Source organism: Candidatus Thiothrix putei, assembly GCA_029972225.1.
GTDB lineage: Bacteria > Pseudomonadota > Gammaproteobacteria > Thiotrichales > Thiotrichaceae > Thiothrix > Thiothrix putei.
Map to the genome: position 1 here is coordinate 680,264 of CP124756.1, position 25,776 is coordinate 706,039.

Below are 25,776 nucleotides of genomic sequence, written 5' to 3' on the forward strand. Positions count from 1 at the left end.
TTACTTGCCGTGCGCCAATGAGCGGTTCACCATCGACACCGCAACGTGTACGAATGTGCCAACCGTGACATACAGGCCAGTCACATACAAACCATGTGGCGCGTATTTCAGCAAGCGGCTGCCAAATTCTGCGACGCTCAACTCAGCAAACTTGCCGGAGAGGGAGTAAAAACTACCACTGGAAATGAGTTCCGACACTGCAAAGCCAACCACGACAGCCAACACCAGTTTGCCCAAGGTTGCCAGCGTTTCACCTTGATAATGCCCAGCCAACCAACGCCCTGCTATAAACAGCGCCCCATACGCGGGAACAAGTGCCACATACGCCTGTGATACACAGAAATCGCTGACACCAAACTTGGTAATACCCACGTAATCAATGGCGACTGCGGTTGCCATGAACACCCCGAATGCCAGTACATTGCGCAGGTAAAATCCAGCAAGGAAAAACACCGCCCACGACGCATCCAGCAAGTGATCCGTGATATGAGCGCGGGTAACAAGCATTGCCAGCAGCAGAATGCTACCAACCAGCCATTGATTTTTAGTAGAAAGTGTAAACATTATCGTATCTCCTTAACGTTACTTCGGTGCGTATTTAACCGTCACCAGACCATTAACACCGTCTTGATTATAGCCGTTGTTGGTTTGGTAATCTTTGTCCAATACGTTGCTGAGTTTTGCCCCGACCGTCCAGCTTTTCGCAACTTGGTAATCGGCGCGTAAGTCCAACGTGCCATAACCCGAAAGCTTTTTGCTCTCGGTATTGGCGGTATCGGTATAACGCTGGCTTTCGCCACGTACTGTTGCACCCACGCGGAATTTGCCAAGGTCACGGTCAATATCCATGCTGGCAAGCCGTTCGGGGCGGAGTATCAGGTTATTACCCGCATCCACACCGCTGCGGTTTTCTGGTTTCTGGAGGGTAAGATTGGTGTTCACCTCCCAGCCTGCCAATTGCGTTCCGGCACTCAGTTCCACGCCTTGAATCCGTGCCTTGTCGGTTTGGCTGACCTTGTAGGTCGGCGGTGGGTAGCTAATCAAATTGTCGATGGTGTTACTGAAGGCATTGGCTGACCAACGCACTTTGTCACTGGCGGCTTTGCCAGAAACGCCTACTTCCACATTTTGGGATTCCTCCGGCTGCAAGCTGGCATCACCACTGAACGGGAAGTACAAATTATTGAAGGTAGGGGCTTTGAATGCCGTGCCATAAGCTGCTGTCACGCGCATTCCATTGTTGAAATCACGCCCGACCGCCACGCTGCCAGTGGTATGCTTGCCAAATTGTTCATTGTCATCATGACGCGCCGAAACATCGAATTGAGTTGTGCCGATTGAGTGCTGATAACTGCTAAATACCCCCGTATTGTCGCGGCTAGTCACATCGTAGGTCGTGTTGCTGTCCACCTTGTCGTTTTGCTGGTCAATGCCGACTGTCAAAGAACTGTTGCTGGTGATTTGTACATCAGCTTGCACGGTTGCTGTCGTGCGGGTGGTGTTAAAACGGCTTTTGAAATCACCGTCCTTGAAGTTGTCACTTTCGTCCTTTGACTGCCCAAGTTGCGCGGTCAGCACGGCTTGATCGCCCAGTGTGTGGCGCAACTTGCCACTGACTGCTTGCTGCACAAACTCGCCTTGGTTGCCGAAAGCGCCGTCGTAATCATTGTTGCCTTGCGCTTGCAACAGGGAAACGTCTACATCCGTGCCATTGGCAAAGCGGTGTCCGGCACGCAAAGCAACGCTGTCGCGTTCGTAACCATCGGCATCTGGCTCTTTATTATTGGCGGTGGCGTTGAAACCGTCGGTTTGTTCCGTGCCTGCATTGAGGTTGTACCAGGTTGTCGTATTACCGCCCGCCAGATTGACGTTGGCTTTTTGAGTATTGTTACTGCCTGCACTGATGCTGATTTCCGGCTGGAAACCCTTGCCGCCTTTGCGGGTGAAAATTTGGATGACACCACCAATCGCTTCCGACCCGTACAAGCTGGAACGCGGGCCACGCACGACTTCGATACGTTCTACCTGATCCAGTGGCAAGTCTTCAAATGCCACCGTACCCGTGGTTGCTGAACCCATTTTAATGCCGTCAACCAGCACCAAGACGTGGCTGGAATTCGTGCCCCGGATAAATACCGAGGTCGCTTTGCCTACGCCACCGCTGTTGCTCAGGGTAATACCGGGTAAACGCCGCAATACTTCCGGCACACTCGTCGCCTGATAGTGCTCAATGTCTTTACGGGTAATAATGCTGACGGGGGCTAAGGTTTCGTCAACGGTACGGGCTTTGCGGTCAGCCGTGACAACGATTTCATCGAGGGTGGTGGCATCTTCTGCCAATACCAGCGGGGATGCCAACAGGCAAAGGGTAACAGTGCCGAACTGCGCGGCAAGAGGGGATAATTTCATGGGGTATGGATTTCCGTAACGATGCGCCCATCGCGCACGTGTGTGAAGACGACTCGCTAGAGTCGCGCCTTGTCAGGCCGGTATCGGACTTATCAGGTTGATTGAACCTGCTTACCGTTGCGAGGGCAGTGTGGGGCTTGCACCCACTTCCCGTTTAACGCTTCCCGAAAACGATGAAGCGCACCTGAACAGGAGAGGCAAACTACGGGATTATTCCAGCAGAGTCAAACCTTTCGCATTACCAGCGTTGCGACCAGAAATTCCCATTGTGGAAGTAATGCACGTAATCGCCAATCATCACGCTGCGGTCATTCTGCGGGTAGCTCCAATATTCTTCGCGCCCACGCTCAGTAATCAGCGGGGGCAACTGACGGATCTTCTTGGCAGCTTTATCCACTTCAAACCGGTACAGCCCGGTTTGGGTGTGACCGTAATAATCGGACGGTTGCCCCTGCATTCCTGCTTGCGGGGTATCGTGTAACTTAATCGGCAACGCTACCCGCAAATCCGTACCCACGGGCAACACGCTAACCGCATGGTGATCGTGCAGCGCGGCGGAATCGGTGCCGCGTTTGCCGAGAATCAGCTTATCGACTTCTTTCATCTCACCCGGTTTGCTGGTGTCGAACAGGGAAAGTTTCATGCCTTGATACCATGCGCCCCGGAACTCACCCTGTGGGTCGGGCAGCGCATCTTTGCCAATGCCCAGCAGCAAGTGTTTGCCGACGGGGTGCAAGTAGTCAGAGAAGCCGGGGATTTCCAACTCGCCTGCGATGTACGGATCTTGCGGGTTGGTCAAATCCAGCACATACAGCGGGTCAGTGCTGCGGAAGGTGATTAAATACGCCTGATCACCGACAAAGCGCGAAGCGTAAAGCTGTTCTTCGGGTTTGCCGATGTGTTGCGGGCGCTTGCGGTTGGGCAATTGTGAGACCAGTTGCAAACCGTCTTTGCCGCCTTCTTTGAGGATGCTGAGAATGCCGGGCGATTTGCCGTAAGGGGCGGTAATCGCCATTGATGGGTCACTGAATTGGTCATTTTGGGTAATGACGCGCAAATAGCCATCCTGTTCGCTGAAACGGAAGGAGGCTTCCTGCCCGCTCAAATGCCCCGGCACGAAGCCGCTACCACGGTAAGCAATGTCAGTGCCGGTGAACGCAAACTTATGAATGCCGGTATTGCTGCGAGCGCCTTGCGCTTGGTTGTATTGGTAGTCGGTGGTGGCAAGGTAGAGCGCTTGCGGTGAGGCGTACAAGGTGTCGGTATTGCCCACGTAGCAACGGCTTTTGAAGCGGAAGTCGGCGGCGTTCAAGTCAACGGCGACCACGCTGATAATATTGTTGCTGTAATAGCCGGAATCCGCATCAGCCGTCTTGGGCGGGCGGTTGACGTAGCAATCATCCGCCGTGACCAATGAGCCTGTTTTACCATCAGCGGTGCGATAGGTAGGCAGAAAGTCTTGTGCGGTGAGTTTATCCAGCCCGCTATTCATGTTGATTTGTGGGTAACTTTGCAATACCAGATACAGCGTATCACCCACGCGGCGACTGGCGTTGAGATTGCCATCCAATTGCACTTGCAGGGTGGACGCGGCTTTTTCAGGCTGGCGCACGTCTATGTAGTTCAATTCTGTTTGTTGTGGACGCGGCATCATGTAAGGTGGTGGCATCATACGCGCTGTTCCGGCGGGCATCGGCATGGGAACAGGCATGGCTTGATACGCATTGCCTAGTGTCACCAGACGGCGTTGTTTACCGGCGAGGTAAAGATTTTGCAGGCTGCTGCCTTCGGGCAGGGTCAGGCGTTTGACTTCTTGTAGGTTTTTGCCGCCGTCGTTGATCTGCATAATCCGCAGGGTGTTGTCTTGGTAATGCTGGTTATTGGGTGCGCCGATGGCGTAGACATGGCGACCGTCGGTTTTAATGAGGTCAGCTTCATCGACCCCGCGCTCTTGCAGATTGGTGGTGGAAAAAGCAGGCGCTCTGGCGGCAACAGATGCGGCAGCAGGCGCAGGCGCTGCGACAGGCGCTCCCAGTGACGGGGAATAGCGAGGTTGCTGATAGGATTTCAGCAAGTAATCGCGTAATTCTGCGGCGTTGGTTTTCTGTAATCCCCCGTTGTCGTTATCAATCGGTGCGTCTAACGAGGCGCAGGAAATTAACCAAGGTACATAGAGTACAGGTAAAAAGCGGGCGAATGTTGTTGTTTTCATGGCGACTCCCTTGTTTGCATTTTATCTCGCTTATGATCATATTCTAGTCCAACAGTTCCATTGTGAAGGTGATATACCGCATGAATCCCGTGTTTTGGCGTTGTCCGTTATGTAATGAATCGCTGACTTTGGTCGAGCGTACTTGGGTGTGTGCCAACCGCCACAGTTTCGACCGTGCGAAAGAAGGTTACGTGAACCTGCTGTTGGTTAACCGCAAGCATTCGGCTGACCCCGGTGACAACAAAGCGATGTTGGATAGCCGTCGCTATTTCCTGCAACAGGGATTTTACGCGCCGTTGGCAATGGCATTGGTGGCGGCGATTCGTGAGCATTTCCCTGACACGGAGCAAGCGCTGACAGTGTTGGATGCAGGCTGTGGCGAAGGCTATTACCTCAACCAACTCGTGCAATCCCTCGGTGCTAACGTGCAAGGCTACGGCACGGATATTTCGCGGGCAGCGATGCGGCTGGCGGCGAAACAGTACCCAGCGTTGTCATTCGCGGTGGCTTCTAGCTTTGCTGTGCCGTTGGCGGATGCATCGGTGGATGTGTTGGTGCGCGTGTTTGCGCCTGCCTCTGAAGCGGAGATTGTGCGCGTGTTGAAACCGGGCGGGCTGTATTTGTGGGCATACCCTGCCGCCCAACATTTGTTCGAGTTGCGCCAGTTGATTTACGACACGCCGCAACCGCATACGGTGGAGGAATTGCCGCCGCTGGATGGGATGCAGGAATGCCCGCCATTGTCGGTGAATTACCCTGTCACCTTGCCGGATCAGGCAAGTATTGCGGCATTGTTGCACATGACCCCGTATTACTGGTCAGCGAGTGCCGCAAAACAAGCCGATTGCCACCACTTAGCGTCATTGAATTTGACGGTGGATTTTGCCGTGCGGATGATGCGCAAAGTGATTAACTGAGCGGATGTAGCCAATGACTGTGATTCAAGACGTGATCGAAACGGTAAAACGCCGCAATCCCCATGAGCCAGAATTTCACCAAGCGGTACATGAAGTGCTGGCATCGTTAGCGCCAGTGCTCGACAGGCGCCCGGATTTGCGCGATGCGGGCATTTTGCAGCGTATGGTCGAGCCGGAGCGCCAAATTCTATTCCGCGTGCCTTGGGTGGATGATGCGGGGCAGGTGCAGGTGAATCGTGGGTTTCGCATTCAATTCAATAGCGCGATTGGCCCTTACAAAGGCGGCTTGCGGTTTCACCCTAGCGTGAATGCCAGCATTTTGAAGTTTTTGGGCTTTGAGCAAGTGTTTAAAAATGCGTTAACCACTTTGCCAATGGGCGGGGGCAAGGGCGGCGCGGATTTTGACCCCAAAGGCAAATCGGATGCGGAAGTGATGCGTTTTTGCCAGTCGTTCATGACCGAATTGCAGCGGCACATTGGCGCGGAAACGGATGTGCCCGCCGGTGATATTGGCGTGGGGGCGCGTGAAATCGGCTTTTTGTTTGGTCAATACCGCCGCATTCGCAATGAATTTACCGGCGTACTAACCGGCAAAGGGGTGAACTGGGGTGGCTCGCTGATTCGCCCAGAAGCCACGGGTTACGGGGTGGTGTATTTTGCCCAAGCCATGCTGCATACCCGACATACGACATTAGAAGGCAAGGTGTGTACCGTTTCCGGTTCCGGCAATGTGGCGCAACACGCGGTCGCTAAGTTGCATGAACAAGGCGCGAAGGTGATCAGCTTGTCGGATTCGGATGGCACGATTTACGACCCAACGGGCATTGACGTGGAAAAACTGGCGTGGGTAATGGAACTCAAGAATGTGCGGCGCGGGCGTATTAGCGAATACGCTGAGCAGTTTCCTGCGCAGTATTTGCCCGGTAAGCGCCCGTGGGGATTGCCGTGTGATTGCGCGTTTCCGTGCGCGACCCAGAATGAAATGACCGCAGACGATGCCGATACCTTGCTGGCAAATGGCTGCACGCTGGTGTGCGAAGGCGCGAATATGCCGAGCACCTTGGAGGCGATAGCACGCTTTCAAGCGGCGCGGATTTTGTTTGCGCCGAGTAAGGCGGCGAATGCGGGAGGGGTAGCAACGTCGGGGTTGGAGATGAGCCAAAATGCGCTGCGCATGAGTTGGACACGCGGTGAAGTAGATAGCAAATTGCATTCGATTATGGTGAATATCCACCAGCAATGCGTGGAGACCGCAGCGGCTTACGGGCAGGCGGGCAATTACCTGGCAGGGGCAAATATTGCGGGTTTTGTGAAAGTAGCCGATGCGATGTTGGCGCAAGGCGTTATTTGATCATGCTCCAGAGTTCCATCCCGATCACGATGACCCACAACAGAATAGACACGCCGACCGCAGCGGCGGCGATGTCTTTGATCACTTTGATTTTTTCATTGTGACGCTCTTCCACAAAGTCACAGAGTGCTTCAATCGCGCTGTTGAACAGTTCCGCCATGAGTACTAAGGTGGTGGCTACCAATACCATGAGAAAATCCACCCAGCCTCTGAAGGCGAAGGCCACGATCAATACGATCACTGACAGCACGAGTTTGTAGGTGACACTAAAATCGTATTTGACTGCGTAACTCAGGCCGGATAACACGGTGCGAAATTTCCGCAAGGGGTGATAACCCGCATCTCCGGTGCCGAGAAATTTATTCTTCATGCGTAAACCTTTGGCAAAAATACCACACGTAATATCACTGCACAGGCAATTCCCAGCAGTGCACCGACCAGCACATCACTCGGCCAATGCACTTGCAAATATAGCCTAGACATCATCACCGCGATCACAACACCCGCGAAGACAATGCCCCCGCCGACCCGCAGCGTAGGTGGTAACAAAAACCACAGTGCCACAAAAAACGCGGCGGCTTGTGCCGAATGCGCACTGGGAAATGCCGAATCTACCGGCATCGCGGTCAATGTCTCAAACAACGCTGGGCGTGGACGTTCAAACCACGCCTTGAGCGCAAAAGCCAACGCACTTGCCAGCAGTAACACCGCAGGCAAATACGTGCTGTGTAACGATAGCACGGGGGCATATCCCAAACGCCATACCACCACAATACCTAACGCACTCAGGGGTACTAACAACCACAGCGACCCTAACCAGGTAACAGATGCAAAAAAATGATCCAGATACGGGGAGCGCAAACCGTGGAAAATGCCCAAGATCTGGCTATCCAAGACGTTTAGCATGTCATTTTTCCTGCACCATGTCGCGGTAAGCGTGCCAACTCGCATGGGCAATCAAGGGCATCGCAATAATCAAACCGAGATCAAAGGTTGCAATCCCTAGGCCAATAACGACGGTGATGGTGAGTGCCCACAGCAGCATGGTCAACGGGCTTTTGAAAACGGCACGCACACTGGTGGTCGCTGCTGTCACAATATCCACCTTACGTTCCAACAACATCTGGGCTGTCACCACACCCGTCATAAACGCAAACAACGCAAACAATAGCCCTACACCAAAGAAGGCCAGAATAAACATCCAGCCCTGTTCCATGGTGATTAAAGCATTCCATAGCCCTGCGTAACCCGCCATATCGACCGACATTTGGTTAAAGAAAATACCGGTGATGACGGCTGATAAGCGCACCCAAAATACCATCATCATTCCCAATACCACGGCATATAGCCCAAGGCTAATAGCATTTTCCCGAATACCACGGAGAGATGACCAGAAGCGCGGAGCTTGCCCCTGTTCAATTTGATGACTCAAGCCATACAAGCCTAAGGCAAGGAAAGGGCCTACCAGTAAAAAGCCGGTGCTGGCTGCCACAAAAAACGCCGGGTTAGCAGCTGAGACGATGCTCATTAGAATACCGACTATGGCGAACATAATTCCGTAAGCTAAACTGGCTGAAGGGTTGGCTTTCATATCCGCCCAGCCTTGCCGCAGCCAACGCATAATCGCGGCAGGTTCAACGTGTTGGACGGGGTAACTTTTGAATAATTGTTCGGCGTGAGGAGCACTGGAAACCCCAGCCGATTTACTTGCAATCTGTGCCATGGTAAACCTCCTGTGAGAACACTTTGTTGGTTAATACCCTAACGTTTTACTAGGGATTGGAATCAATGTAGTGTGAAAAATTCTCAACGACAACAAACCCTTATGGAAATACGGAAAATTTATGTCTAAAAAACGTGCTATTCCTGTCTTCGAGCACTCGATTATCGAAACCCACTGCCATCTGGATTATTTGGAAGGTGACGCGCTGGACGCTGCTTTGCAAGCCGCCCGCGAGGTGAATGTTGAACGTATTATTACCATTGCGGTTTCGCCAGATAATCTGGAAAAAGTCATGGCGTTGGTGCAGCACTACCCGCAAGTCTGGGGAACACAGGGCATTCACCCCCACGATGCCAACGATTACAGCGACGCGGTGGATGCGCAAATTCGCACCAATGCGTTGCACGAGAAGATACTAGCGATTGGCGAAATCGGGTTGGATTACCATTACGACTATTCGGATCGAGCCAAACAGCGCGATGCCTTCGAGCGCCAGTTGCAGATAGCGATTGATCTGAGCTTGCCGATTGTGGTGCATACCCGCGAGGCAGATGAGGATACGCAAGCCATTTTGCGTCAGTTCGTGGGACAAATGCCGAAGCGAGGGGTGATTCACAGCTTCACGTCGGGGAAGGGGTTGGCGGAATATTGCCTTGGGGAAGGCTTTTGTCTGGGCTTTAACGGTATTAGCACGTTTAAAGCGGCGGACAATGTGCGTGAAATTATTAGTATCACGCCCATCGGGCAAATTCTGTTTGAAACTGATGCGCCGTATTTGACACCGATTCCTTACCGTGGGCATAAGAATGAGCCGAAGTATTTGCCGTTTATTGCCGAGCAGGTGGCTGCGGTGAAAGGTGTGCCGTTAGAAACATTGTTGCCGCAGGTGTGGAAGAATAGCGTGGAGCTGTTCTTCTACGGTAATTAGCTTTTCATAATAAAATACGTGCCTGCGGCAGCGACGCCCATCCATAAAATGACCGCGCCGATGCCGAGCATTTCTGACAGTGTGCCCATGAAAACCAGTATCAATAAGGCTAAGGCCAGCAAGCCGTTACCCAGCCAAAAATTGGTGTTTTTCATAATAGTATCTATCCAATTCAGTAAAGTGAAATAGTGTAGTGGAGGATAGCAGTGTTGTGCCGGTTCCATCACAAAATTTTCCCATCAATATTGGCTTACTGTTGGGCAAGTTCTTTATCCCAAGCAGCGACGTCTTTGGAGCGATCTTTGTGAATGCTGTATTGCTCCATGATGTCGTCGTGCTCACTGTCAGCGAGTTTGCGGTCAATCGCGACTTCGTAGCCGGAATAGTCTTCTAAAATGATGAAGGGGGTCGTACTACTGCGTAAACGTTTGTAGAACTCTTCAAAGGTGTTGAAACGTTCACCATTGAGTTTTTTGATACTCAATGATGAGAGGTCGTGAAATCCTAAGTTGCCGGAGGCTGCCAGTACTTGGGTGATACTAATATCATCTTTTTTGTCTTTATCTTTACGCTCATCATAGTCTTCACGGGTTTGGCAGCCTTCGTAGACGTCGCTAGCCACGAAGACAAAACCACCATAAATGACGTAGCGCGGTTCTTTGTCGTAGGTGTAATCGCTTTCATCAGCCTTATCTAACAGCAGTTTGACCTGTTGCGGTTTGCCATTACGCACGATGTCCAAGGTTAGCGTGTCCCCTACTTGATGCAAGTCGAGATAATGTTGAAAGTTAATGGTTTTGCGCTGGGTTAGCAGTGCTGTGCCGTCATCGTCAATGTTTTTGCCGTCAATATGGGTAATGACATCATTTTCTTGTAGCACTTTTTCAGCGGAAGTGTTCGCACAGACTTTGCTAATGAGGACGCCACTTTGTTCCTCATTTAATTGGTATTTTTGTTTTAGGGTTGGGCTAAGCAGATTTTGTATTTCCACTGAAAATGAGGGGAAGCCGTCGTATTTGCCATCCGCTATGTCGGTGAGGAAGCGGTTGATCATGACGGTGGGGATGATGTAACCGATATTTTCGGCACTTTCATCAGATTTTTGCATCACCATGCCTGCCACTTTGCCATTGATAATCGCAGGGCCACCACTGTTGCCGGGATTAATCGCTGCGTCTATCTGGATGGCTTGGTAAGACAGACCGCTGTGAACATAAGGCATGTATTCAATACGTGACACAATCCCACGTGTGGTACTGAGGGTGTCACCACCAATGGGGAAGCCATGCACCATGATTTCTTGGTGAATATCAGGGAGTTCGCCCAAGGTGAGGGGGTTGCCTTTGGCAAAGAACGTTTCGTCTTTAATTTTGAGGACGGCAATATCCATTTCATGCGATACATACTCGACGGTTGCTTGGTAGCGTTTGGGCGTGCCATCGCGTTGGATTTCGACAAAAATATGATCGGCAACTACGTGTGCATTGGTGAGGATACGCTTGCCTTCAATGATAAAGCCGGAGCCGCTGGAAGCGATGCTATCCGCATTCCAGGGGGAATAACTGGTTTGGGCTTTGCTAGTGACATAAATTTTGACGATGGAGTTTTCCAGTATGTCTTGCGTTGGCGGTTCATCCGCCATAGTGGGGAAGGTGATGAATAATAATACTGCGGTTAGCAGGTATCGGCTGCTGTGATAGAGGGCGCGAAACAGGGTAGGCATAAGTGTGGCTCAAGTAGGCAAATAATGAAGGCATATTGTAGCGTAGAATCAACAGGAATGATTATTTTCCCGCCTTAAAAACAGGCTTTCAGGTTTGTCATTATACTTCTTGCGGGTCATTGTGCACGGTGAGGGGATTGATTACCCTCTAGGGCATTACTCATACTAGGATACTACGATGACTCCACAAACGATGAACGAAGCCGAAGAGCTGCTAGTGAAAGCCTTAGCGGGCGAATTGGAGGGCGATACTTTTATTCAACAATTGTTGGAAGTGACGCTATTCATGCCGATTTATGAAAAGCACCAGATTGGCGGTTTGCAGCCGACCACCAGTGATCAGGCAGTGCCACTGACCTTGGATGATGACGCAGGCAATAAAATCCTGATTTTATTCACCAGCCCGGATCGTGCCAAGGCGTTTGTACGCGATTTCCCAGGCTACGGCGGCGGTTTATTGGCGGAGTTTAAGTGGATTATTGAGAAAGTCGGTGTGGGTTATAGCATTTCGATCAACCCCGACCATGAGTTGGGGATTGATCTGGAAGTGGGAATGTTGCAAAACCTACACTAAATACTGCGACCAGTCGTGGTAGTCCTTGCCGAATACAAAGAAATGCGGGTTGAGCATGGAGTCTTTGGTGTTGTAGCGCATGGGTTGCATGTCGGTGCGGGTGAAATACCCACCGGCTTCTTCCACAATGATTTGTGCGGCGGCAGTATCCCATTCAGAGGTTAAACCGAGGCGTGGGTAAATGTCCGCCGAACCTTCAGCAACGCGACAGGCTTTGAGTATGCTGCCCATCACTGCGTACTCGTGTTCGCCAATGCGTTCCAAAAACTGCGGCATGATTGGGTCACGGTGCGATTTGCTGCCCATGACTTTGAGCGGCTTGCTGGTGGTGCGGGTGCTGATTGGGAGGGTTTCCCCGTTCATTTGCTTGAATGCGCCGCCGCCTTGGTGCGCAAACCAGGTTTCGTTTAATGCGGGGGCGTGAACAACACCGAGAATGGCTTGATTGTTATGTACTAATGCAATCAGGGTGCTGAATTCACCGTTGCGTTTGACGAATTCGCGGGTTCCGTCCAGCGGGTCAACCAGCCAGTAGGTTTGCCATTGGCTGCGTTCGCTAAAGGGTAACTGTGCGGATTCTTCTGAAAGTATAGGATAGTCGGGCGTTAATGCCTTCAGTGCATCGACAATATGATGGTGTGAGGCCATATCCGCAGCCGTGAGGGGTGAATCGTCATGTTTATGCTCCACCGCGAAGTCGACCGTGTTGTATACAGCCATGATTTTATCGCCTGCTTCTTGAGCAATACGGACGGTGGCGTGGAGGAGGTTAGGCAAGTCCATGTGGTTTCCCTGTTGATGTGTTTCGCGTTGGGAGGCTATCATGCTCAGATAGTCTTAAGCAAAAGTTGTTATGTTAAAAGTTGCGTCATTTTTCGCTGGCATCGGTGGTTTTGATTTGGGTATGGAACGTGCAGGAATGCAGGTGGTGGTTCAGTGTGAAATTAGTACCTTCGCCAGCAAGTGTTAAAAAAGCATTGGCCGGATGTGCCACTATTTGGCGATATTAATCAGATGACGGTTGACGATATTCCGGCTGATACCGAGGTGTGGTGCGGCGGTTTCCCTTGTCAGGATTTATCGCTGGCCAATCAAGGCAAACGTAAAGGATTAGCAGGTGAACGCAGTGGATTGTTCTTTCAATATGCAGCACTCATTGCCGCTCGAAAACCCCGTTGGGTCATTATCGAAAATGTCCCCGGTCTGCTTAACAGCCATGAAGGCAAAGATTTCCGGGTTCTCCTCGAAAAGCTGGATGAACTCGGGTACGGCGTTTCGTGGCGAGTATTCGATGCAAAATATTTTGGAACACCCCAACGCCGTCGCCGTGTCTACCTTGTCGCAAGTTTTGGAAACCTCCGCTCCGCTGAAGTACTTTTTGAACGAGGGCCACTTGCAATCGCTGCTCGTGCGGGCATCGGTCAGAAAGAAGCCATTGCCGGAGAATTTGGAGGCAGCGATCAGGAAGCAGATTGCTACGCTATCCAGCACGCGGGTATTGGCAGAAAACCCAGTGCAGGCCCCCAAGCCAAAGGCTACCGCAACGACGGCGAATCTTACACCCTCGACAGCCGGGGAAGTGCCGATGCTGTCTGTCAGACGCTTGATGCCTTCCGAGTGCGAGATACTTCAGGGATTTCCAGCGGGGTGGACAGCAATAGATACCGCGCCGTAGGCAACGCGGTGTGTGTGCATGTGGTGGAATGGATTGGGCGGCGAGTATTAGCAGTGGATGCCGAATGGCAAGCCTCACTCCAAGGTGATGTAGGACGGTGGTATTTTCCTACTCAATGGTATGAGTGCGTAGCCAATCTTGTGCCAGATACAGCGCCAGCAAACTGCGCCCTTCGGTGAAATCATCCTGCAACAGTAAGTTGGCAGCGTCAGACAATTTCCAAGGCACGACCTCTAGCGGTTCGGGTTCATCACCGTCAACGCGATGAGGGTAAAGATCGCGGGCAAGAATCAAGTGGGTGTGATGTTGCATATAGCCGGGAGAAAGGCTGACCCGCCGCAACACGTGCAAGTCACGCGATGCGTAACCGACTTCTTCCATGATTTCGCGGTTGGCAGCGTCGAGGACATCTTCGCCGCGTTCGACTTTGCCTTTGGGGAAGCCGAGTTCGTAGCGCCCGGTTCCTGCCGAATATTCGCGAATGAGCAGTAGTGTGTCGTCATTCAGCAGCGGCACGATCAACACTGCGCCATTGCCACGGTTGGCAAGGCGCTCGTAAATGCGGCGTTCACCGTTGCTGAATTCCAAGTGGATTTCCTCCACGTGAAATAAGCGGCTGCTAGTGACCGAGTGTATGGCATGAATCTTGGGTGGTTTTTGCATACCCAGATTCTAACCTACCAGGCTTGACTAATCACCTTGTCACCGTGCAGGTAATGTACATAAGTGTCGATCATCACCGAACGGTCATAAGGCCATTGGTAGGAATAGCCGTAAATGTCGGCGCTATTTTTAACAGTGCCGACGATGGGGGGCAGTGCCTGCATAGTACCCGTGACGGTGTTGATGTTGAGTCGGTAGAGTTCGTCTTGTGTCCAGCTATAGTGGGTACTTGGCCCAGATGGTGCGTAACTGGGGGCAGATTCATGCAAGCTAACGGGTAAGGCTAATTGCAGGTTATTACCTTGCTGCAAAGTGGTTAACGCGTGATGACTTTGGGAAACACCGGTTTCTGTACCGCGTTTGCCAATAATGATCTTTTCTTTCTCATACGGGGCGGCTGGGTTGCTGATGTCGATGAGGGAAAGTTTCACACCTTGATACCATGCGCCACGTCCCTCATCACCTCCGGCAACGGCTACTGCGTCTTTACCAATCCCCAATAAATAGTGGTTGCCAACCGGATGCAGGTAGTCGGAATAGCCATCAATTTGCAGTTCGCTGGCGATGAATGGGTCACGCGGATTAGACAAGTCCAGCAAATACAACGGGTCAGTGGTTTGGAACGTCACTAAATAGCCTTTGTCACCAAGAAACCGTGTCGCATAAATTTGTTCACCCGGTTTGCCGAGCGGTGCGGGGCGCGTGTCATTGGGCAGTTTCGCGAGAATATCCAGTGATTGGGTCGCTGTATTTTCTTGCAGCGTATACAAACTGGCGGGGGAAGCAGTGCGATTTGACCAGCTACCGGTGTAAGTGATCAAGCGCAATACACCGTTGTGCTCACTCATGCGGAAGGGCTTTAGGTCTTGTTGCCAGCCTAAGTGCCCATTGACGCGCCCTGAGCCTTGGTAGGTAATGCCGTTGGCGAGGGAGAATTTATGCAAGTCGGTGGTAATCGCGGTGTCATAGTTGGTAACAGTATTGCTGACGGTTGCGTCAGCGACTTGTGCAGTGGTGTAGTTGTAATGCGTAGTCGCTAAATAAATAGCCTCACTGGAGGCGTACAAGGTCTCAGTATCACCGGCGAAACATTTGCCTTGAGGGATGGGGTTGCTGCTAGTCAAGTCGAGGGTCAAGAGGCTGATGATGCTGGTTTGATAGTCATCTTTGCCATTGTATTGCGTCATAAAGCAATCATCGGCAGCAAACAGCTCTTGCCCTGTGCCGTCATTGACGCGGTAATCGGGTAAAAAGTCGCTGAGTGTCGCTTGGTTGATCAAGTCACGGTTGGCGGCAGCTTCGGTGTCCGTTGTCGGGTACTCGATTAAACCTTTGAGGGTGGGTGTATGGCGGGTGGCGAGGTAGAGGGTCGAACCGATGCGTCGGCTGCTGATCATCTGTCCTTCTAGGGTTAGCTTACTGGTCTGGGCCGGGGCAGCAGGATCAGCAACATTGAGTAAGTGCACCTGACTTTGTTGGTTGCGCCAATAGCTGGGCGTAAACCAACCGTCCCAAATGCCCACTTGTTGTTGGTCTTCAGCGAGAGCTGCCAAGTGTGAGCCATCCAGATAAAGCCCGGTCAGCACGGTGTTGGTGTCGTTGCTCAAGGGCAGTTCGGCTACTGCTTGTGTCGTCGCCTGATTTGCTTTGAAAATGCGCACAATGGGTTTGTCGAGGGCGGCGGTGTAGAGATAATTACCATTGGTTTTCAGGCGGTCGGCTTCATCGACTGAGGTTTCTTGGGTATTGGTGCTGGAAAAACTTTGAGTCGAACCTGCGGCACTGTCGGGAGCCGAGTTGCTGCTGCCTGTCGTGTAGGCAACGGGGTAAACTTCTGGGCGCGTTGTGCCGTAGATTGCCAACATTTGCTTTTTAATTAAGGCTTCTAGCTCGGCATTAGAGGTCGCTTGTTTTAACGCGGGTTTGCTGACGGTATTCGAGGGATTATTTCCGCTGACACCGCCGCCGCCACAGCCAGCGAGTAACACGGCGATGGAAAGGCTTAGTCCCAGCAAATGCAGATTTTTCATATTATCCTCCGGTATGATGCGATTTTTAGTGGTATGTGGAAGCCCATAAAATGAATTATAACGCAATAGATTTAAATTGGCATGAGATAAACACCGTGTTTCTGGACATGGATGGCACGTTGTTGGATTTGCATTTCGACAACCATTTTTGGCTAGAACATTTGCCCGTGCGCCTTGCCGCGCAGCGCGGCGCAACGCCGGATGAAGTTCGTACCTATTTGCATCAACGTTACACCGAAATGGAGGGTACGCTGGAGTGGTATTGCCTTGATTATTGGCAAAATCATTTGGGAACGGACTTGGTGGCACTCAAACACGAGGTAGCGGATCGTATCCAGATTCGGGCACATGTCGAACGCTTTTTAGAATCCCTGCATAAACGCGGCAAGCGGGTGGTGTTACTCACGAATGCACACCAAAAAAGCGTGGGGATGAAATTCGGCTATGTGGCCTTAGAGCAGTATTTTGATCACATTATCACCTCGCATTCCCTTGGCTTACCCAAAGAGCACCCTGATTTTTGGCAGAAGTTAAGCGAAGTGGAGGTCTATGATCCTGCTCATTCCTTATTCATTGATGACAATCTGCATGTGCTGCGGGCGGCGCAAGCGCATGGCGTGAAGTATCTGTTGGCGATTCACCAGCCTGACTCGCAGCAACCACCCAAAGACACGCAGGAATTCACGGCAGTGGAATGTTACACACAACTTATGTCAGGCATTGAGTAAGTGAAGTACCTGTTCTAGCTGGCTGAACGGCGTATAAAAATGCGGTGAAAAGCGAATCCCGCCACCGCGTTGCGCACAAAATACGCCATTATTTTGCAGGTGCTGGAACAGTTCGGCATTGGTGCGCGTGCGCGAACGGAAGGTAACAATACCCGAAAGCCGTTCCGCCCGCGTATCACTGAGAATTTCCATATCCGGCAAGGCTTGCAAACCGTCCAGCAAATACTGTACCCGCGCACTTAGCTGTTCCCACACCGTTTCCATGCCTGTTTCTAGCAATACCCCAAGGCTGGCGTGCAGCGCATGAATCCCCAGCATATTCGGGCTGCCGCATTCAAATCGCCGTGCATCCAGCGCAGGCTGGTAGTCTTCCATCGTGTAATCGGTTAAACCTTCTGCCATGTGCCAGCCGTATTGGGTTAAGCGCAAAGATTCCAACACCTCATGGCGCACGTAAAACAGTGCCAAGCCTTCCGCCCCTAACATCCATTTGTGTCCATCTGCCACTACAAAGTCAGCTTGCACTTGCTGCACATCAAACGGGATTGCACCGATTTGTTGAATCGCATCCACACAAAACAGAATGCCCTTGGCGCGGCAAAATGCCCCGATCTTTGCCAAATCCATGCGCAAGCCGTTGGCGTATTGCACGGCACTAATGCTGAGCAAACGGGTACGGGCGTCGCACAATGCCAGTAACGCCGTTTCGGGATCATCGGGATGGTCGTTCAAATCCAATTGGCGAAACTCCACGCATTGGCTTGCCAGCGATTGCCACACATAGCGGTTGGAAGGAAATTCCTGACGAATCCCCACCACGTTATCGCCTTCACGCCAGTCCAATCCGTAGGCGACAAATGACAAACCTTCCGAGGTGTTTTTTACCAGCGCAATATCGCCTGCTGCGGGGGCATTCAGCAATTCACGTGCTTGTTCGCGCAAGGCTTGTTCCACCGTCAGCCAGTGCGGGTAATTGAGCGTGCCTTGGCGGGCGTTTTCGGCGGCAAAGGCTTGCACAGCATCGGCGGTGACTTGCGGCCAGGGGGCTACCGCCGCGTGATTCAAATACAAACAGTTTTGCAGGGCAGGGAAGCGGCTTTCAGGTGTTGGCATGACAGGCTCACACGGTGCAGTAATAGATGCCGAAGAGGTTAGCAGCATCTGTCCAATGTTGCTCACATTTGAAGCCTGCCGCTGTTGCCAATGCGATGAACTCTTCCGGGTGGTATTTGTAGGAGTTTTCGGTATGAATCCGTTCGCCTTGTGCAAAGTGGAAAGTTTTGCCCGATACCTGTACTTGTTGGTCTTGCTGGCTGGTCAGGTGCATCTCAATCCGCCCCATCGCCTCGTTGTAGCACGCATAATGTGCAAACTGGTCGAGGTCGAACGTACCTTCCAACTCGTTATTAATACGCACCAACAAATTCAGATTAAACGCCGCCGTCACACCTGCCGCATCGTTATACGCAGTTTCCAGCACCGTTTTATCTTTCTTGCGATCTACCCCAATTAACAAGCCGCCGCCTTTGCCAACCAATTGCGCAATATTGAACAGAAAATGCTGTGCTTCCGGTAAATCGAAATTGCCCAAGCTAGAGCCGGGGATAAACACCACGCGCCGCCCAGCGGGTACGTTTTGTGGCAAGTGCAATTCGCGGGTGAAATCCAAACACGCCGCATGAACGTGCAACCACGGGAACGCTGCCCCCAAGGTCGCTGCCGATTGGCGCAGAAAATCGCCGGAAATATCCATCGGCACATACGCCGCAGGGCGCAACGCATCCAGCAACAACTGCACCTTCTCGCAACTGCCGCTACCCGGTTCGATCAGCACGGAGTCTGCACCGATCAACGCCGCCATGTCCGCCGCATAATCGCGGTACAACTGCTTTTCGACGTTTGGAATGTAATATTCCGGCTGTTCCAAAATCGCTTCAAACAATTGCGAGCCGCGTTCATCGTAGAAGAATTTCGGCGGAATCTGTTTGTGTTCGTGCGCCAGCCCGTGCAGCACGGTTTGCCGGAAATTGTCCAACTCTGGCTGGTAATCGTGGAAGCTGACCTTGGTGGCTTTGGGGCAAATAGCGTTCATACGTCCTCCGCGAGACGAATACCGCTGAACTGCCAGCGGTCGTGGGGGTAAAAAAAGTTTCGGTAGGTGGGGCGAATGTGGTCGGGTGGCGTGATACACGCCCCGCCGCGCAAGACCCACTGGTTGCACATGAATTTGCCATTATATTCGCCCATGCTGCCTTCCAGCGGTTGGAAACGCGGGTAGGCGGTGTAGGGCGAAGCTGTCCATTCCCACAGCGAGCCGTAGTGTTGCCCCGTGCCTGCTTGCGGGTGGAAGGTATTGCTGTCGGTAAAGTGTCCGGTGATAGGCAATTCGCGCAATTGGTGTTCGAGTTCGGCTTCCAGTGGCAAGCGTTTGCCTGACCAGCGAGCGAAAGCATCGGCTTCGTAATAGCTGGTGTGAGCAACGGGTGCGGCAAGGTTGAGCGGCTCGAAACCGTGCAGGGTGAATTCGTACCATTGACCATCCCGCTGTTCCCAATACAAGGGCGCTTGCCAGCCGTGTTGCTGGCGGTAATACCAGCCATCCGCCAGCCACAGTTCGGCGCGTTGATAGCCGCCATCTTCGATGAAGGCGAGGTATTCGGCATTGGTGGTCAAACGCGAGGCGAGGCGGTGGGGTTCAAGCCAGACCTTGTGCTGCGGGCGTTCGTTGTCGTAGGCGAAATTGTCGCCATCGAAACCGCTTGCAATCAAGCCACCGTCGCGCATTTCCCATTCAAGCGGGGCGGCTTCCTGCACGGGCAAGGTTTTGGGGAGGTAAATCGGGCGGAGTGGATTGCGCCAGAAATTGTGCTTAATGTCCATGTACAGCAGTTCTTGATGTTGCTGTTCGTGGTGCAAGCCGAGCGTGACCCGTGCGGCGATGGCTTGCGCTTGACTGGGGGCAGCGTCGCTTAGCAATGCCATCATGCGCTCATCAATCGCAGCACGGTAGGCGTAGACTTCTTCCACCGTTGGGCGTGACATTAAACCGCGTTCGGCGCGGGGTTGCATCGAGCCAACGGTTTGGTAATACGAGTTGAACAGGTAATTGTATTCAGCGCGAAACGGTTGGTAATTTTTCACAAACGCTTGCAGCAGAAAGGTTTCAAAAAACCAGGTCACATGCCCCAAATGCCATTTCGGCGGGCTGGTTTCGACAATGCTTTGCAACTGGTAATCGTCGCGGGCAAGCGGGGCGCAAATCGCCGCGCTGAGGTGGCGAATGCGTTGGTATTCGGAAGCTAGGGCAGCAGTCATCTGACATTCCTTGATTGTTTGGTGCTTTGTAATACGTTTTGCGTCGGATAGCAGGTGGTCGCCATGATTGTGGGGTTTTTATTTGACGGAAAAATTACACACCACACAAGCGCATGGCGACCTGTTCTGCCGCAGCGAGCGTATCCGCATACACAATAGCAATCCGATCCCGCGTTGCCGTATCCGGCACAACCGTTACCCCATGCACCGCCGCAATCTCGGCATAATCCGCAGGCAATTCCCCCTCACCAAACAGCGAATAAACATAGCCTTCGCGCACGGATTCCAGCCCATGCCAGACGCGTTTATCCACCAATTCCACCCAAGCGGGTACAAAATGTGCGCCGTAAAAATCGAAGAAGCCGTTGGAGCCGCGCAAGTGCATTTCGATAACCTTGCCACCAATCATTTCTACATTGCACAGTCCGGTGTAACCGGGAAGTTGGGCTTGGATCAAATCGCGAAGCAGCGGCTCTATCGCAGGTAAACGTACCCCGATATGCCAATAAATCGGGCGTTGCTTGTCTTTCTGAGCCGCGCCTTGCGTGTGCGCGAACCACAGCACTTTGCCCGCGAGTACCAAACAATCGGTGCTGGTGTGGTCGCCGACCAAGTATTCACTCCAAAAACAGCCGGGGGCGCACGGCGTATGCCCACTCGCCAAAGCGCCTGCGGTAGTGGCTTGCGCATCCAGCGACATGCCTAACAAATTGGTAATCGGTTTGACGAATAGTGGTGTTGTCGCGTCGATACCGGCACTCAGCGGGTCAATGCCACACGGCGCAGCTTGCAAGCTTTGCGCAAGTGCCAGTGCTAATTTGTCGTAAACATGACGATGCTCAGGATTAAGCTGCCAAGCGTAAGTATCGTTCACGCCAATGTTTTGCACGGGTTGCGGCTGGAACAGGTGTTGGCGATGGGGTAAGACACCGTGGAATGGCATGGGCAACTCCCAATGAAAAATGCTCAGTATGCGTGTGAGTTGTGGGAGTGCAAAAAACCTTACCATTACCGTCGAATCATGCTTTGACACACTCTTGTGGAGCTAGCAGAATCGAATACGGATTAAAAATTCAGGGAATAACGTTCATGTGGAAAACCTTCCTCGCCATCGCCATTGGTGCAGCACTTGGTGCATGGTTACGCTGGTTGTTAGGTTTGAAGCTCAACACGCTGTTGCCGCATCTGGCGGTGGGTACGCTCACCGCTAATTTGCTGGGTGCTTACACCATCGGCTTGGCGATTGCATTTTTCTCCAGCACCAACCTGTCTCCCGAATGGAAGCTGCTGATCATCACCGGCTTTTGCGGCAGTTTGACGACGTTTTCGACGTTTTCGGCGGAAGTCATGTTGTTGTTCCAAAACGGGCGTATGGCATGGGCAGCGGGGGTTATTAGCGTGCATGTGGTCGGTTCGTTACTCATGACACTGACAGGTATGGCAACATGGCAGTGGTTACGAACCCCTTAAGGTGAAACAATAGCGCTATGCAACGTGCCTACCACATTCTCAACAACACCTACGGCTACGCCGATTTTCGCCTGAACCAGCGCGATATTATCGGCTCATTGCTGCAAGATCGTGATGTCCTTGCGCTGATGCCGACGGGCGGCGGCAAATCGCTGTGCTACCAGATTCCAGCATTGGTGCGCGATGGCGTGGGGATTATCGTGTCGCCGCTGATTGCCTTGATGCAGGATCAGGTCGATGCCTTGCTGCAATTGGGTATTCGTGCCGCTTACCTCAATTCCACGCTCAACTACGGCGCGGTGCAGCGGGTAGAGCGTGAATTGCTGGCGGGCGACATCGACCTGCTCTATGTCGCGCCGGAACGTTTGCTCAGCGAAAAAATGCTGCCCTTGCTGGAACGCTTGCACACCACCATCGGTATCAGCTTGTTCGCGATCGACGAAGCGCATTGTGTGTCGCAATGGGGGCATGATTTCCGCCCTGAATACCAGCAGTTGTCGATGCTGGCGGAACGTTTCCCCGGTGTGCCGCGCATTGCGCTGACGGCGACGGCGGATCAGCGTACCCGCCAGGAAATCATCGAGCAATTGCGCCTGCAACGCGCTGATATTTACGTCAACAGTTTTGACCGCCCGAATATTCACTACACCATCCAGCAAGGGCAGCAGGCGCGGCAACAATTGTGGCAGTTTATCGACGCGAACCATTCGCAAGATGCCGGAATTGTGTACTGCCTGTCGCGCAAAAAGGTCGAAGATACCGCCGCATGGCTGGCGCAACAGGGGCGCACCGCGTTGCCGTATCATGCGGGAATGGATGCGGACACGCGCCGCCATCACCAGCAACGTTTCCTGCGCGAAGAGGGTGTGATCATCGTTGCCACCATTGCGTTCGGGATGGGGATTGACAAGCCGGATGTGCGTTTCGTGGCGCATTTGAGCCTGCCGAAAAGCATCGAAGCCTATTATCAGGAAACCGGGCGGGCGGGGCGTGACGGTTTGCCTGCGAATGCGTGGATGGCGTATGGCTTGCAAGATGTCATCACCTTGCGGCAGATGATGCAGGAATCCACCGCCAGCGAGCAGCAAAAGCGCATCGAACACCACAAGCTGCAAGCCATGTTGGGCTTGTGCGAGATGACCACCTGCCGCCGCCAAGCCTTGTTGAGCTACTTTGGTGAACCGACACCGCAACCGTGCGGGAATTGCGATAATTGCCGGAATCCGCCGGAAGTGTGGGAGGCAGCGGTGGCGGCGCAAAAAGCTTTGTCGTGCGTGTACCGCACTGGGCAGCGTTTCGGGGTCAACTACATTATTGAGGTGTTGCTGGGCAATGATGATGAACGCATCCGCCAGTTTCGCCACGAGCAGCTTTCCACGTTTGGGATTGGTAAGGAACATTCAGATGCAGAATGGCGCAATATTTTCCGCCAACTGATTGCGCTGGGGTATTTGACGGTGGATGTGGACGGGCATGGCGGCTTGCGTTTGACCGATAATGCCCGCCCGTTATTGCGTGGGGAAATCGAGTTGCATTTGCGCAAGGAGCAGAAGCGCGAAAGGGTGCGGCGTGACCGTGTGCGAGGTGATCCTGTCGCCAAACCTCGGTTTAACCGCGATACCATGCCCATTGAGGTGGAAGCCTTGTGGGAAGCCTTGCGTGCGCTGCGACTGCGCTTGGCACAGGAACAGGGTGTGCCGCCTTACGTTATTTTCCACGATTCCACCTTGCTGCAAATGGCGGATGAACGCCCGCAAACGCTGGAGGCGATGCGGGGTATTACGGGGATTGGGGAGCGTAAACTGACGCAGTATGGGCAGGCGTTTTTGGAGGTGGTGTCGGGGGGTAAACCTACAGCGTTACTACGCCCAGCTTTAGTCCGAACGGCTGTAACAACTGGTTGGCGGTATTGAGCGAAGGGTTGGCGTTGCCCGCTTCAACGGCATGGATGGTGCGCGGCGCAACCCCTGCCAAGCGTGCGTATTCTGGCACGGTCAGGCGCAAACCGGTGCGCAGTTGGCGCACAACCTGATCCAGTGACATTCCCGGCTGTTGCCGGATGCTTTCCAGCAAGGCAATCCGTTGTTGCAACTGTTCGCTGGGTGAAAGCGGGTGGTAACGTTTGTCCATTAGCAGCAATCCTCCAGTTGTTTGGCTGCGTTCAGGCAGGCCGAGGTAAACCGTTCCACCGTTGCTGGTGCAATACCCAAATGATGCATGAAATCCGGTAACGTGGTCAGTGGCGGTATCATGACCGCGACAGCTTGCTGTAACGTTTCCTCCGGCAAGTGTGCCGCTGCGGCAGCCTGACGGATGGCAGAACGCCAGTCGGGTGAGCCGTAGTCATCCGCTTCCCAGCGCATATTGCGGGCAAGCCCATCCGGGTGCAGCACCATCGGGGCGAAATCAAACAGCGGCGTTAGCCCCACCCAGCCATCCTCCCGGCGCTGGATGGCGGTATTGCGCCCGTGGTTGTCCTTGTTGCCCAACACTACATTGGCGATGTCACGTTTCAGGTATTCGGCAATTTCGCTAACGGGGTCGGTGGCGGCGGCAGCCAATGCGACGCAGGCGGCGTTATGGCTCAGGCGTGCGCCAAAGCCGCTGCACTGGCAGAGCGCGTACAGGCTTTCCTGGGCATGACGTTGCCAGCCTTGCGGTGTCCGTTGCCGGTCAAAACGGGGGATGAACAGGGCGCGTTCCTGCAATAATAATGCGCCATGCACGCGCAGCCCCAGAAAACGCGCCAGTTCCATCCACACCGCTTCGAGATGCAGGATCGTGTTCAGGTGCGGGTCTTGCCCGCGTGCGAACTTGACCAGCCAGTGTTGCTTGGCTTCTGCATCAGGGAGGGTGTGATCAAGAAAAAACTGCCCGGCGTGGTTTTCTGTCAGTAACAGTTTGGGCCATTCGCCTTGCACGCCGGATGAACCTGCCACAAACAGGCCATGGTTGGCCAAATGTTCGGCGAACTGTTCCCCGCGCTGCGCCACTTCTTGCAGGCTGAAACCTTGTGGCGGGGCGGTGTTGCGGGATTGTAGCCAGTCGTATGCTTCACGTACCCGGCAATTGCCCGCCGGATTGCCAGTGCCTGCGAGTAATAACGCCCAGTCTGCACTGGTTTCGGCGCGTTCGGGCAAGGCCAGTTGACGCAGCAATTCCTGCCGCCCGTAGCCTTGGGGCAACAAGTCCATGATGAAACCGGGCCAATGGGGGCTGTGCAGGGGCGTCAGGTTGACCGGAAATGTCCATGAGAGGGCGGTGGCATCACGTTGTCCGGCGTACTGGATGGCATGGTCAACGGCATAACCGAGGTAAGCAGCGCCTTGCCAGCCTTTGTCCGCCGCTTCCAGCAAGGCCATGCTGCCAACGCTGCGCCATGCGCCGTTGAGGAAAAGCTCAAATGTGCAATCTGTTTTCATTTCTGCATTATAGTGCGGAATCATTGGCTTTTCAGCTATCAAATCTGCAATATATTGCGTTATCTATGTCAATGACTGGGGATGGGGGGAATTTGTCAAGTCCCGATAGATCGTCCACTTCCTGCGGCGTATTGCCCTGATCATCATGGCGCAGGTGCAAGCCTTCGTTGTTCATCACCTGCATCACCAACGCCTTGGCATCCGTCACGCTCAACGCCCCCAACACAATCTCGCGGGCTGTGTGGTGGAACGGCGCGGGAAGGGGTTCGCGGGTGGTGAAGAGGAGAAATCCTCCCCCAGCCCCTCCTTTACCTCTTCCATCCCCCCCCTTTGCAAAAGGGGGTTTGTTTTCGATGGTTTGTTCAGTGGGCAAATCGTCAGGCAGGCGTTCGCTGAGAGCGGCGAGGATGCGGGGCATGGCTTCGTTGAGTTTGCCGGGATCGAGTCCAATTTTGACCCCGACCGGTTCCTCATCAAACCACATCACCAAAGCGGAAGGCTCAATACCCGGTAGCATCAGCGGAATAACGTTATGTCCGTTGTTTTCGGCGAAGATGATTTCTTTGCGTACCCATGCGGAATTGATGGTTTGCGGACTGAGGATAGCCAGTCTCTGTCACCTCTGTCACTCTCTGC

25 protein-coding genes, 1 pseudogene and 1 riboswitch are annotated in these 25,776 nt (G+C 53.1%); of the genes and pseudogenes, 8 read left to right on the forward strand and 18 right to left on the reverse strand.

What is annotated here, in order from left to right; all coding sequences use genetic code 11:
• From QJT81_03550 to QJT81_03560, 3 genes are all read right to left on the reverse strand, one after another.
• Entirely contained in the window at nt 1–564 is a 564-nt protein-coding gene (locus QJT81_03550; GenBank protein ID WGZ95076.1) for a hypothetical protein, read from the reverse strand.
• Between the two features lie 18 nt (nt 565–582).
• Complete coding sequence (gene btuB, locus QJT81_03555; protein ID WGZ95077.1) at nt 583–2,409, reverse strand: TonB-dependent vitamin B12 receptor; 1,827 nt, start codon at nt 2,407–2,409, stop codon at nt 583–585.
• 57 nt (nt 2,410–2,466) lie between these two features.
• Nucleotides 2,467–2,612: riboswitch (cobalamin riboswitch) on the reverse strand.
• A 35-nt stretch (nt 2,613–2,647) separates the two neighbouring features.
• A complete protein-coding gene (locus QJT81_03560) occupies nt 2,648–4,621 on the reverse strand; it encodes a beta-propeller domain-containing protein (protein WGZ95078.1) in 1,974 nt (657 codons plus the stop codon).
• A gap of 80 nt (nt 4,622–4,701) precedes the next feature.
• Here QJT81_03560 and QJT81_03565 point away from each other — a divergent pair, with 80 nt between their 5' ends.
• Together QJT81_03565 and gdhA are read left to right on the forward strand one after the other, a co-directional pair.
• Entirely contained in the window at nt 4,702–5,538 is an 837-nt protein-coding gene (locus tag QJT81_03565; GenBank protein ID WGZ95079.1) for a methyltransferase domain-containing protein, read from the forward strand.
• A 13-nt stretch (nt 5,539–5,551) separates the two neighbouring features.
• Nucleotides 5,552–6,889 (forward strand): NADP-specific glutamate dehydrogenase, encoded by a 1,338-nt coding sequence (gdhA, locus tag QJT81_03570; GenBank protein ID WGZ95080.1) that lies wholly within the window; start codon nt 5,552–5,554, stop codon nt 6,887–6,889.
• Here gdhA and QJT81_03575 read toward each other — a convergent pair.
• From QJT81_03575 to QJT81_03585, 3 genes are read right to left on the reverse strand one after another with little or no spacing between them, the layout of a single operon-like run.
• Complete coding sequence (locus tag QJT81_03575) at nt 6,882–7,259, reverse strand: diacylglycerol kinase (GenBank protein ID WGZ95081.1); 378 nt, start codon at nt 7,257–7,259, stop codon at nt 6,882–6,884. The genes gdhA and QJT81_03575 overlap by 8 nt on opposite strands.
• The gene (locus QJT81_03580; protein ID WGZ95082.1) at nt 7,256–7,795 is read right to left on the reverse strand and encodes a phosphatase PAP2 family protein; all 540 of its coding nucleotides are present in this window, start codon (nt 7,793–7,795) and stop codon (nt 7,256–7,258) included. Before QJT81_03580 ends, QJT81_03575 begins: the two co-directional genes overlap by 4 nt.
• A gap of 1 nt (nt 7,796) precedes the next feature.
• Nucleotides 7,797–8,612, reverse strand: a complete 816-nt coding sequence (locus tag QJT81_03585; protein WGZ95083.1) for a DUF2189 domain-containing protein — start codon at nt 8,610–8,612, stop codon at nt 7,797–7,799.
• A gap of 121 nt (nt 8,613–8,733) precedes the next feature.
• On the opposite strand from QJT81_03585, the gene QJT81_03590 reads away from it, so the two are divergent.
• Nucleotides 8,734–9,540 carry a TatD family hydrolase gene (locus tag QJT81_03590; protein WGZ95084.1) on the forward strand — a complete coding sequence of 269 codons (807 nt, stop codon included), beginning with the start codon at nt 8,734–8,736 and terminating at the stop codon, nt 9,538–9,540.
• On the opposite strand, the gene QJT81_03595 is transcribed toward QJT81_03590, so the two are convergent.
• Nucleotides 9,537–9,695: a hypothetical protein gene (locus tag QJT81_03595; GenBank protein ID WGZ95085.1), complete on the reverse strand. Its 159-nt coding sequence runs from the start codon at nt 9,693–9,695 to the stop codon at nt 9,537–9,539. The two genes, QJT81_03590 and QJT81_03595, sit on opposite strands and share 4 nt — an antisense overlap.
• Nucleotides 9,696–9,790: 95 nt before the next feature.
• Nucleotides 9,791–11,263, reverse strand: a complete 1,473-nt coding sequence (locus QJT81_03600) for a trypsin-like peptidase domain-containing protein (GenBank protein ID WGZ95086.1) — start codon at nt 11,261–11,263, stop codon at nt 9,791–9,793.
• Between the two features lie 178 nt (nt 11,264–11,441).
• Between QJT81_03600 and QJT81_03605 the strand changes: the two genes are divergently transcribed.
• A complete protein-coding gene (locus tag QJT81_03605) occupies nt 11,442–11,837 on the forward strand; it encodes an SseB family protein (protein WGZ95087.1) in 396 nt (131 codons plus the stop codon).
• Here QJT81_03605 and cysQ read toward each other — a convergent pair.
• Nucleotides 11,829–12,662 carry a 3'(2'),5'-bisphosphate nucleotidase CysQ gene (gene cysQ / locus QJT81_03610; protein ID WGZ95088.1) on the reverse strand — a complete coding sequence of 278 codons (834 nt, stop codon included), beginning with the start codon at nt 12,660–12,662 and terminating at the stop codon, nt 11,829–11,831. The genes QJT81_03605 and cysQ overlap by 9 nt on opposite strands.
• 79 nt (nt 12,663–12,741) lie before the next feature.
• Between cysQ and dcm the strand changes: the two are divergent.
• Nucleotides 12,742–13,691 (forward strand): annotated as a pseudogene (gene dcm, locus QJT81_03615) (DNA (cytosine-5-)-methyltransferase).
• Here dcm and nudE read toward each other — a convergent pair.
• Together nudE and QJT81_03625 are read right to left on the reverse strand one after the other, a co-directional pair.
• The gene (gene nudE, locus QJT81_03620) at nt 13,621–14,175 is read right to left on the reverse strand and encodes an ADP compounds hydrolase NudE (GenBank protein WGZ95089.1); all 555 of its coding nucleotides are present in this window, start codon (nt 14,173–14,175) and stop codon (nt 13,621–13,623) included. The pseudogene dcm and the gene nudE overlap by 71 nt on opposite strands.
• 14 nt (nt 14,176–14,189) lie before the next feature.
• Complete coding sequence (locus QJT81_03625) at nt 14,190–16,205, reverse strand: beta-propeller domain-containing protein (protein ID WGZ95090.1); 2,016 nt, start codon at nt 16,203–16,205, stop codon at nt 14,190–14,192.
• 50 nt (nt 16,206–16,255) lie between these two features.
• Here QJT81_03625 and yrfG point away from each other — a divergent pair, with 50 nt between their 5' ends.
• Nucleotides 16,256–16,933, forward strand: coding sequence for a GMP/IMP nucleotidase (gene yrfG / locus QJT81_03630; GenBank protein ID WGZ95091.1), 678 nt, complete (start codon nt 16,256–16,258; stop codon nt 16,931–16,933).
• Here yrfG and QJT81_03635 read toward each other — a convergent pair.
• From QJT81_03635 to QJT81_03650, 4 genes are all read right to left on the reverse strand, one after another.
• A complete protein-coding gene (locus QJT81_03635) occupies nt 16,919–18,046 on the reverse strand; it encodes an aminotransferase class V-fold PLP-dependent enzyme (GenBank protein ID WGZ95092.1) in 1,128 nt (375 codons plus the stop codon). The two genes, yrfG and QJT81_03635, sit on opposite strands and share 15 nt — an antisense overlap.
• A 7-nt stretch (nt 18,047–18,053) precedes the next feature.
• Complete coding sequence (gene egtD / locus QJT81_03640) at nt 18,054–19,025, reverse strand: L-histidine N(alpha)-methyltransferase (GenBank protein ID WGZ95093.1); 972 nt, start codon at nt 19,023–19,025, stop codon at nt 18,054–18,056.
• Nucleotides 19,022–20,248 carry an ergothioneine biosynthesis protein EgtB gene (egtB, locus tag QJT81_03645; protein ID WGZ95094.1) on the reverse strand — a complete coding sequence of 409 codons (1,227 nt, stop codon included), beginning with the start codon at nt 20,246–20,248 and terminating at the stop codon, nt 19,022–19,024. The genes egtD and egtB overlap by 4 nt, the downstream gene beginning before the upstream one ends.
• A 94-nt stretch (nt 20,249–20,342) precedes the next feature.
• A complete protein-coding gene (locus QJT81_03650) occupies nt 20,343–21,191 on the reverse strand; it encodes a hypothetical protein (GenBank protein ID WGZ95095.1) in 849 nt (282 codons plus the stop codon).
• A 146-nt stretch (nt 21,192–21,337) separates the two neighbouring features.
• Between QJT81_03650 and crcB the strand changes: the two genes are divergently transcribed.
• The gene (gene crcB / locus QJT81_03655; GenBank protein ID WGZ95096.1) at nt 21,338–21,718 is read left to right on the forward strand and encodes a fluoride efflux transporter CrcB; all 381 of its coding nucleotides are present in this window, start codon (nt 21,338–21,340) and stop codon (nt 21,716–21,718) included.
• A 17-nt stretch (nt 21,719–21,735) separates the two neighbouring features.
• The gene (gene recQ, locus QJT81_03660; GenBank protein WGZ95097.1) at nt 21,736–23,631 is read left to right on the forward strand and encodes a DNA helicase RecQ; all 1,896 of its coding nucleotides are present in this window, start codon (nt 21,736–21,738) and stop codon (nt 23,629–23,631) included.
• Here the strand turns inward: recQ and QJT81_03665 are convergent.
• The 3 genes from QJT81_03665 to QJT81_03675 are packed head-to-tail and all read right to left on the reverse strand — an operon-like array spanning nt 23,570 to nt 25,657.
• Nucleotides 23,570–23,848, reverse strand: a complete 279-nt coding sequence (locus tag QJT81_03665) for a helix-turn-helix domain-containing protein (protein WGZ95098.1) — start codon at nt 23,846–23,848, stop codon at nt 23,570–23,572. The genes recQ and QJT81_03665 overlap by 62 nt on opposite strands.
• A complete protein-coding gene (locus QJT81_03670; protein WGZ95099.1) occupies nt 23,848–25,140 on the reverse strand; it encodes a HipA domain-containing protein in 1,293 nt (430 codons plus the stop codon). The genes QJT81_03665 and QJT81_03670 overlap by 1 nt, the downstream gene beginning before the upstream one ends.
• 31 nt (nt 25,141–25,171) lie before the next feature.
• Complete coding sequence (locus QJT81_03675) at nt 25,172–25,657, reverse strand: hypothetical protein (protein ID WGZ95100.1); 486 nt, start codon at nt 25,655–25,657, stop codon at nt 25,172–25,174.
• Between the last annotated feature and the right edge of the window lie 119 nt (nt 25,658–25,776).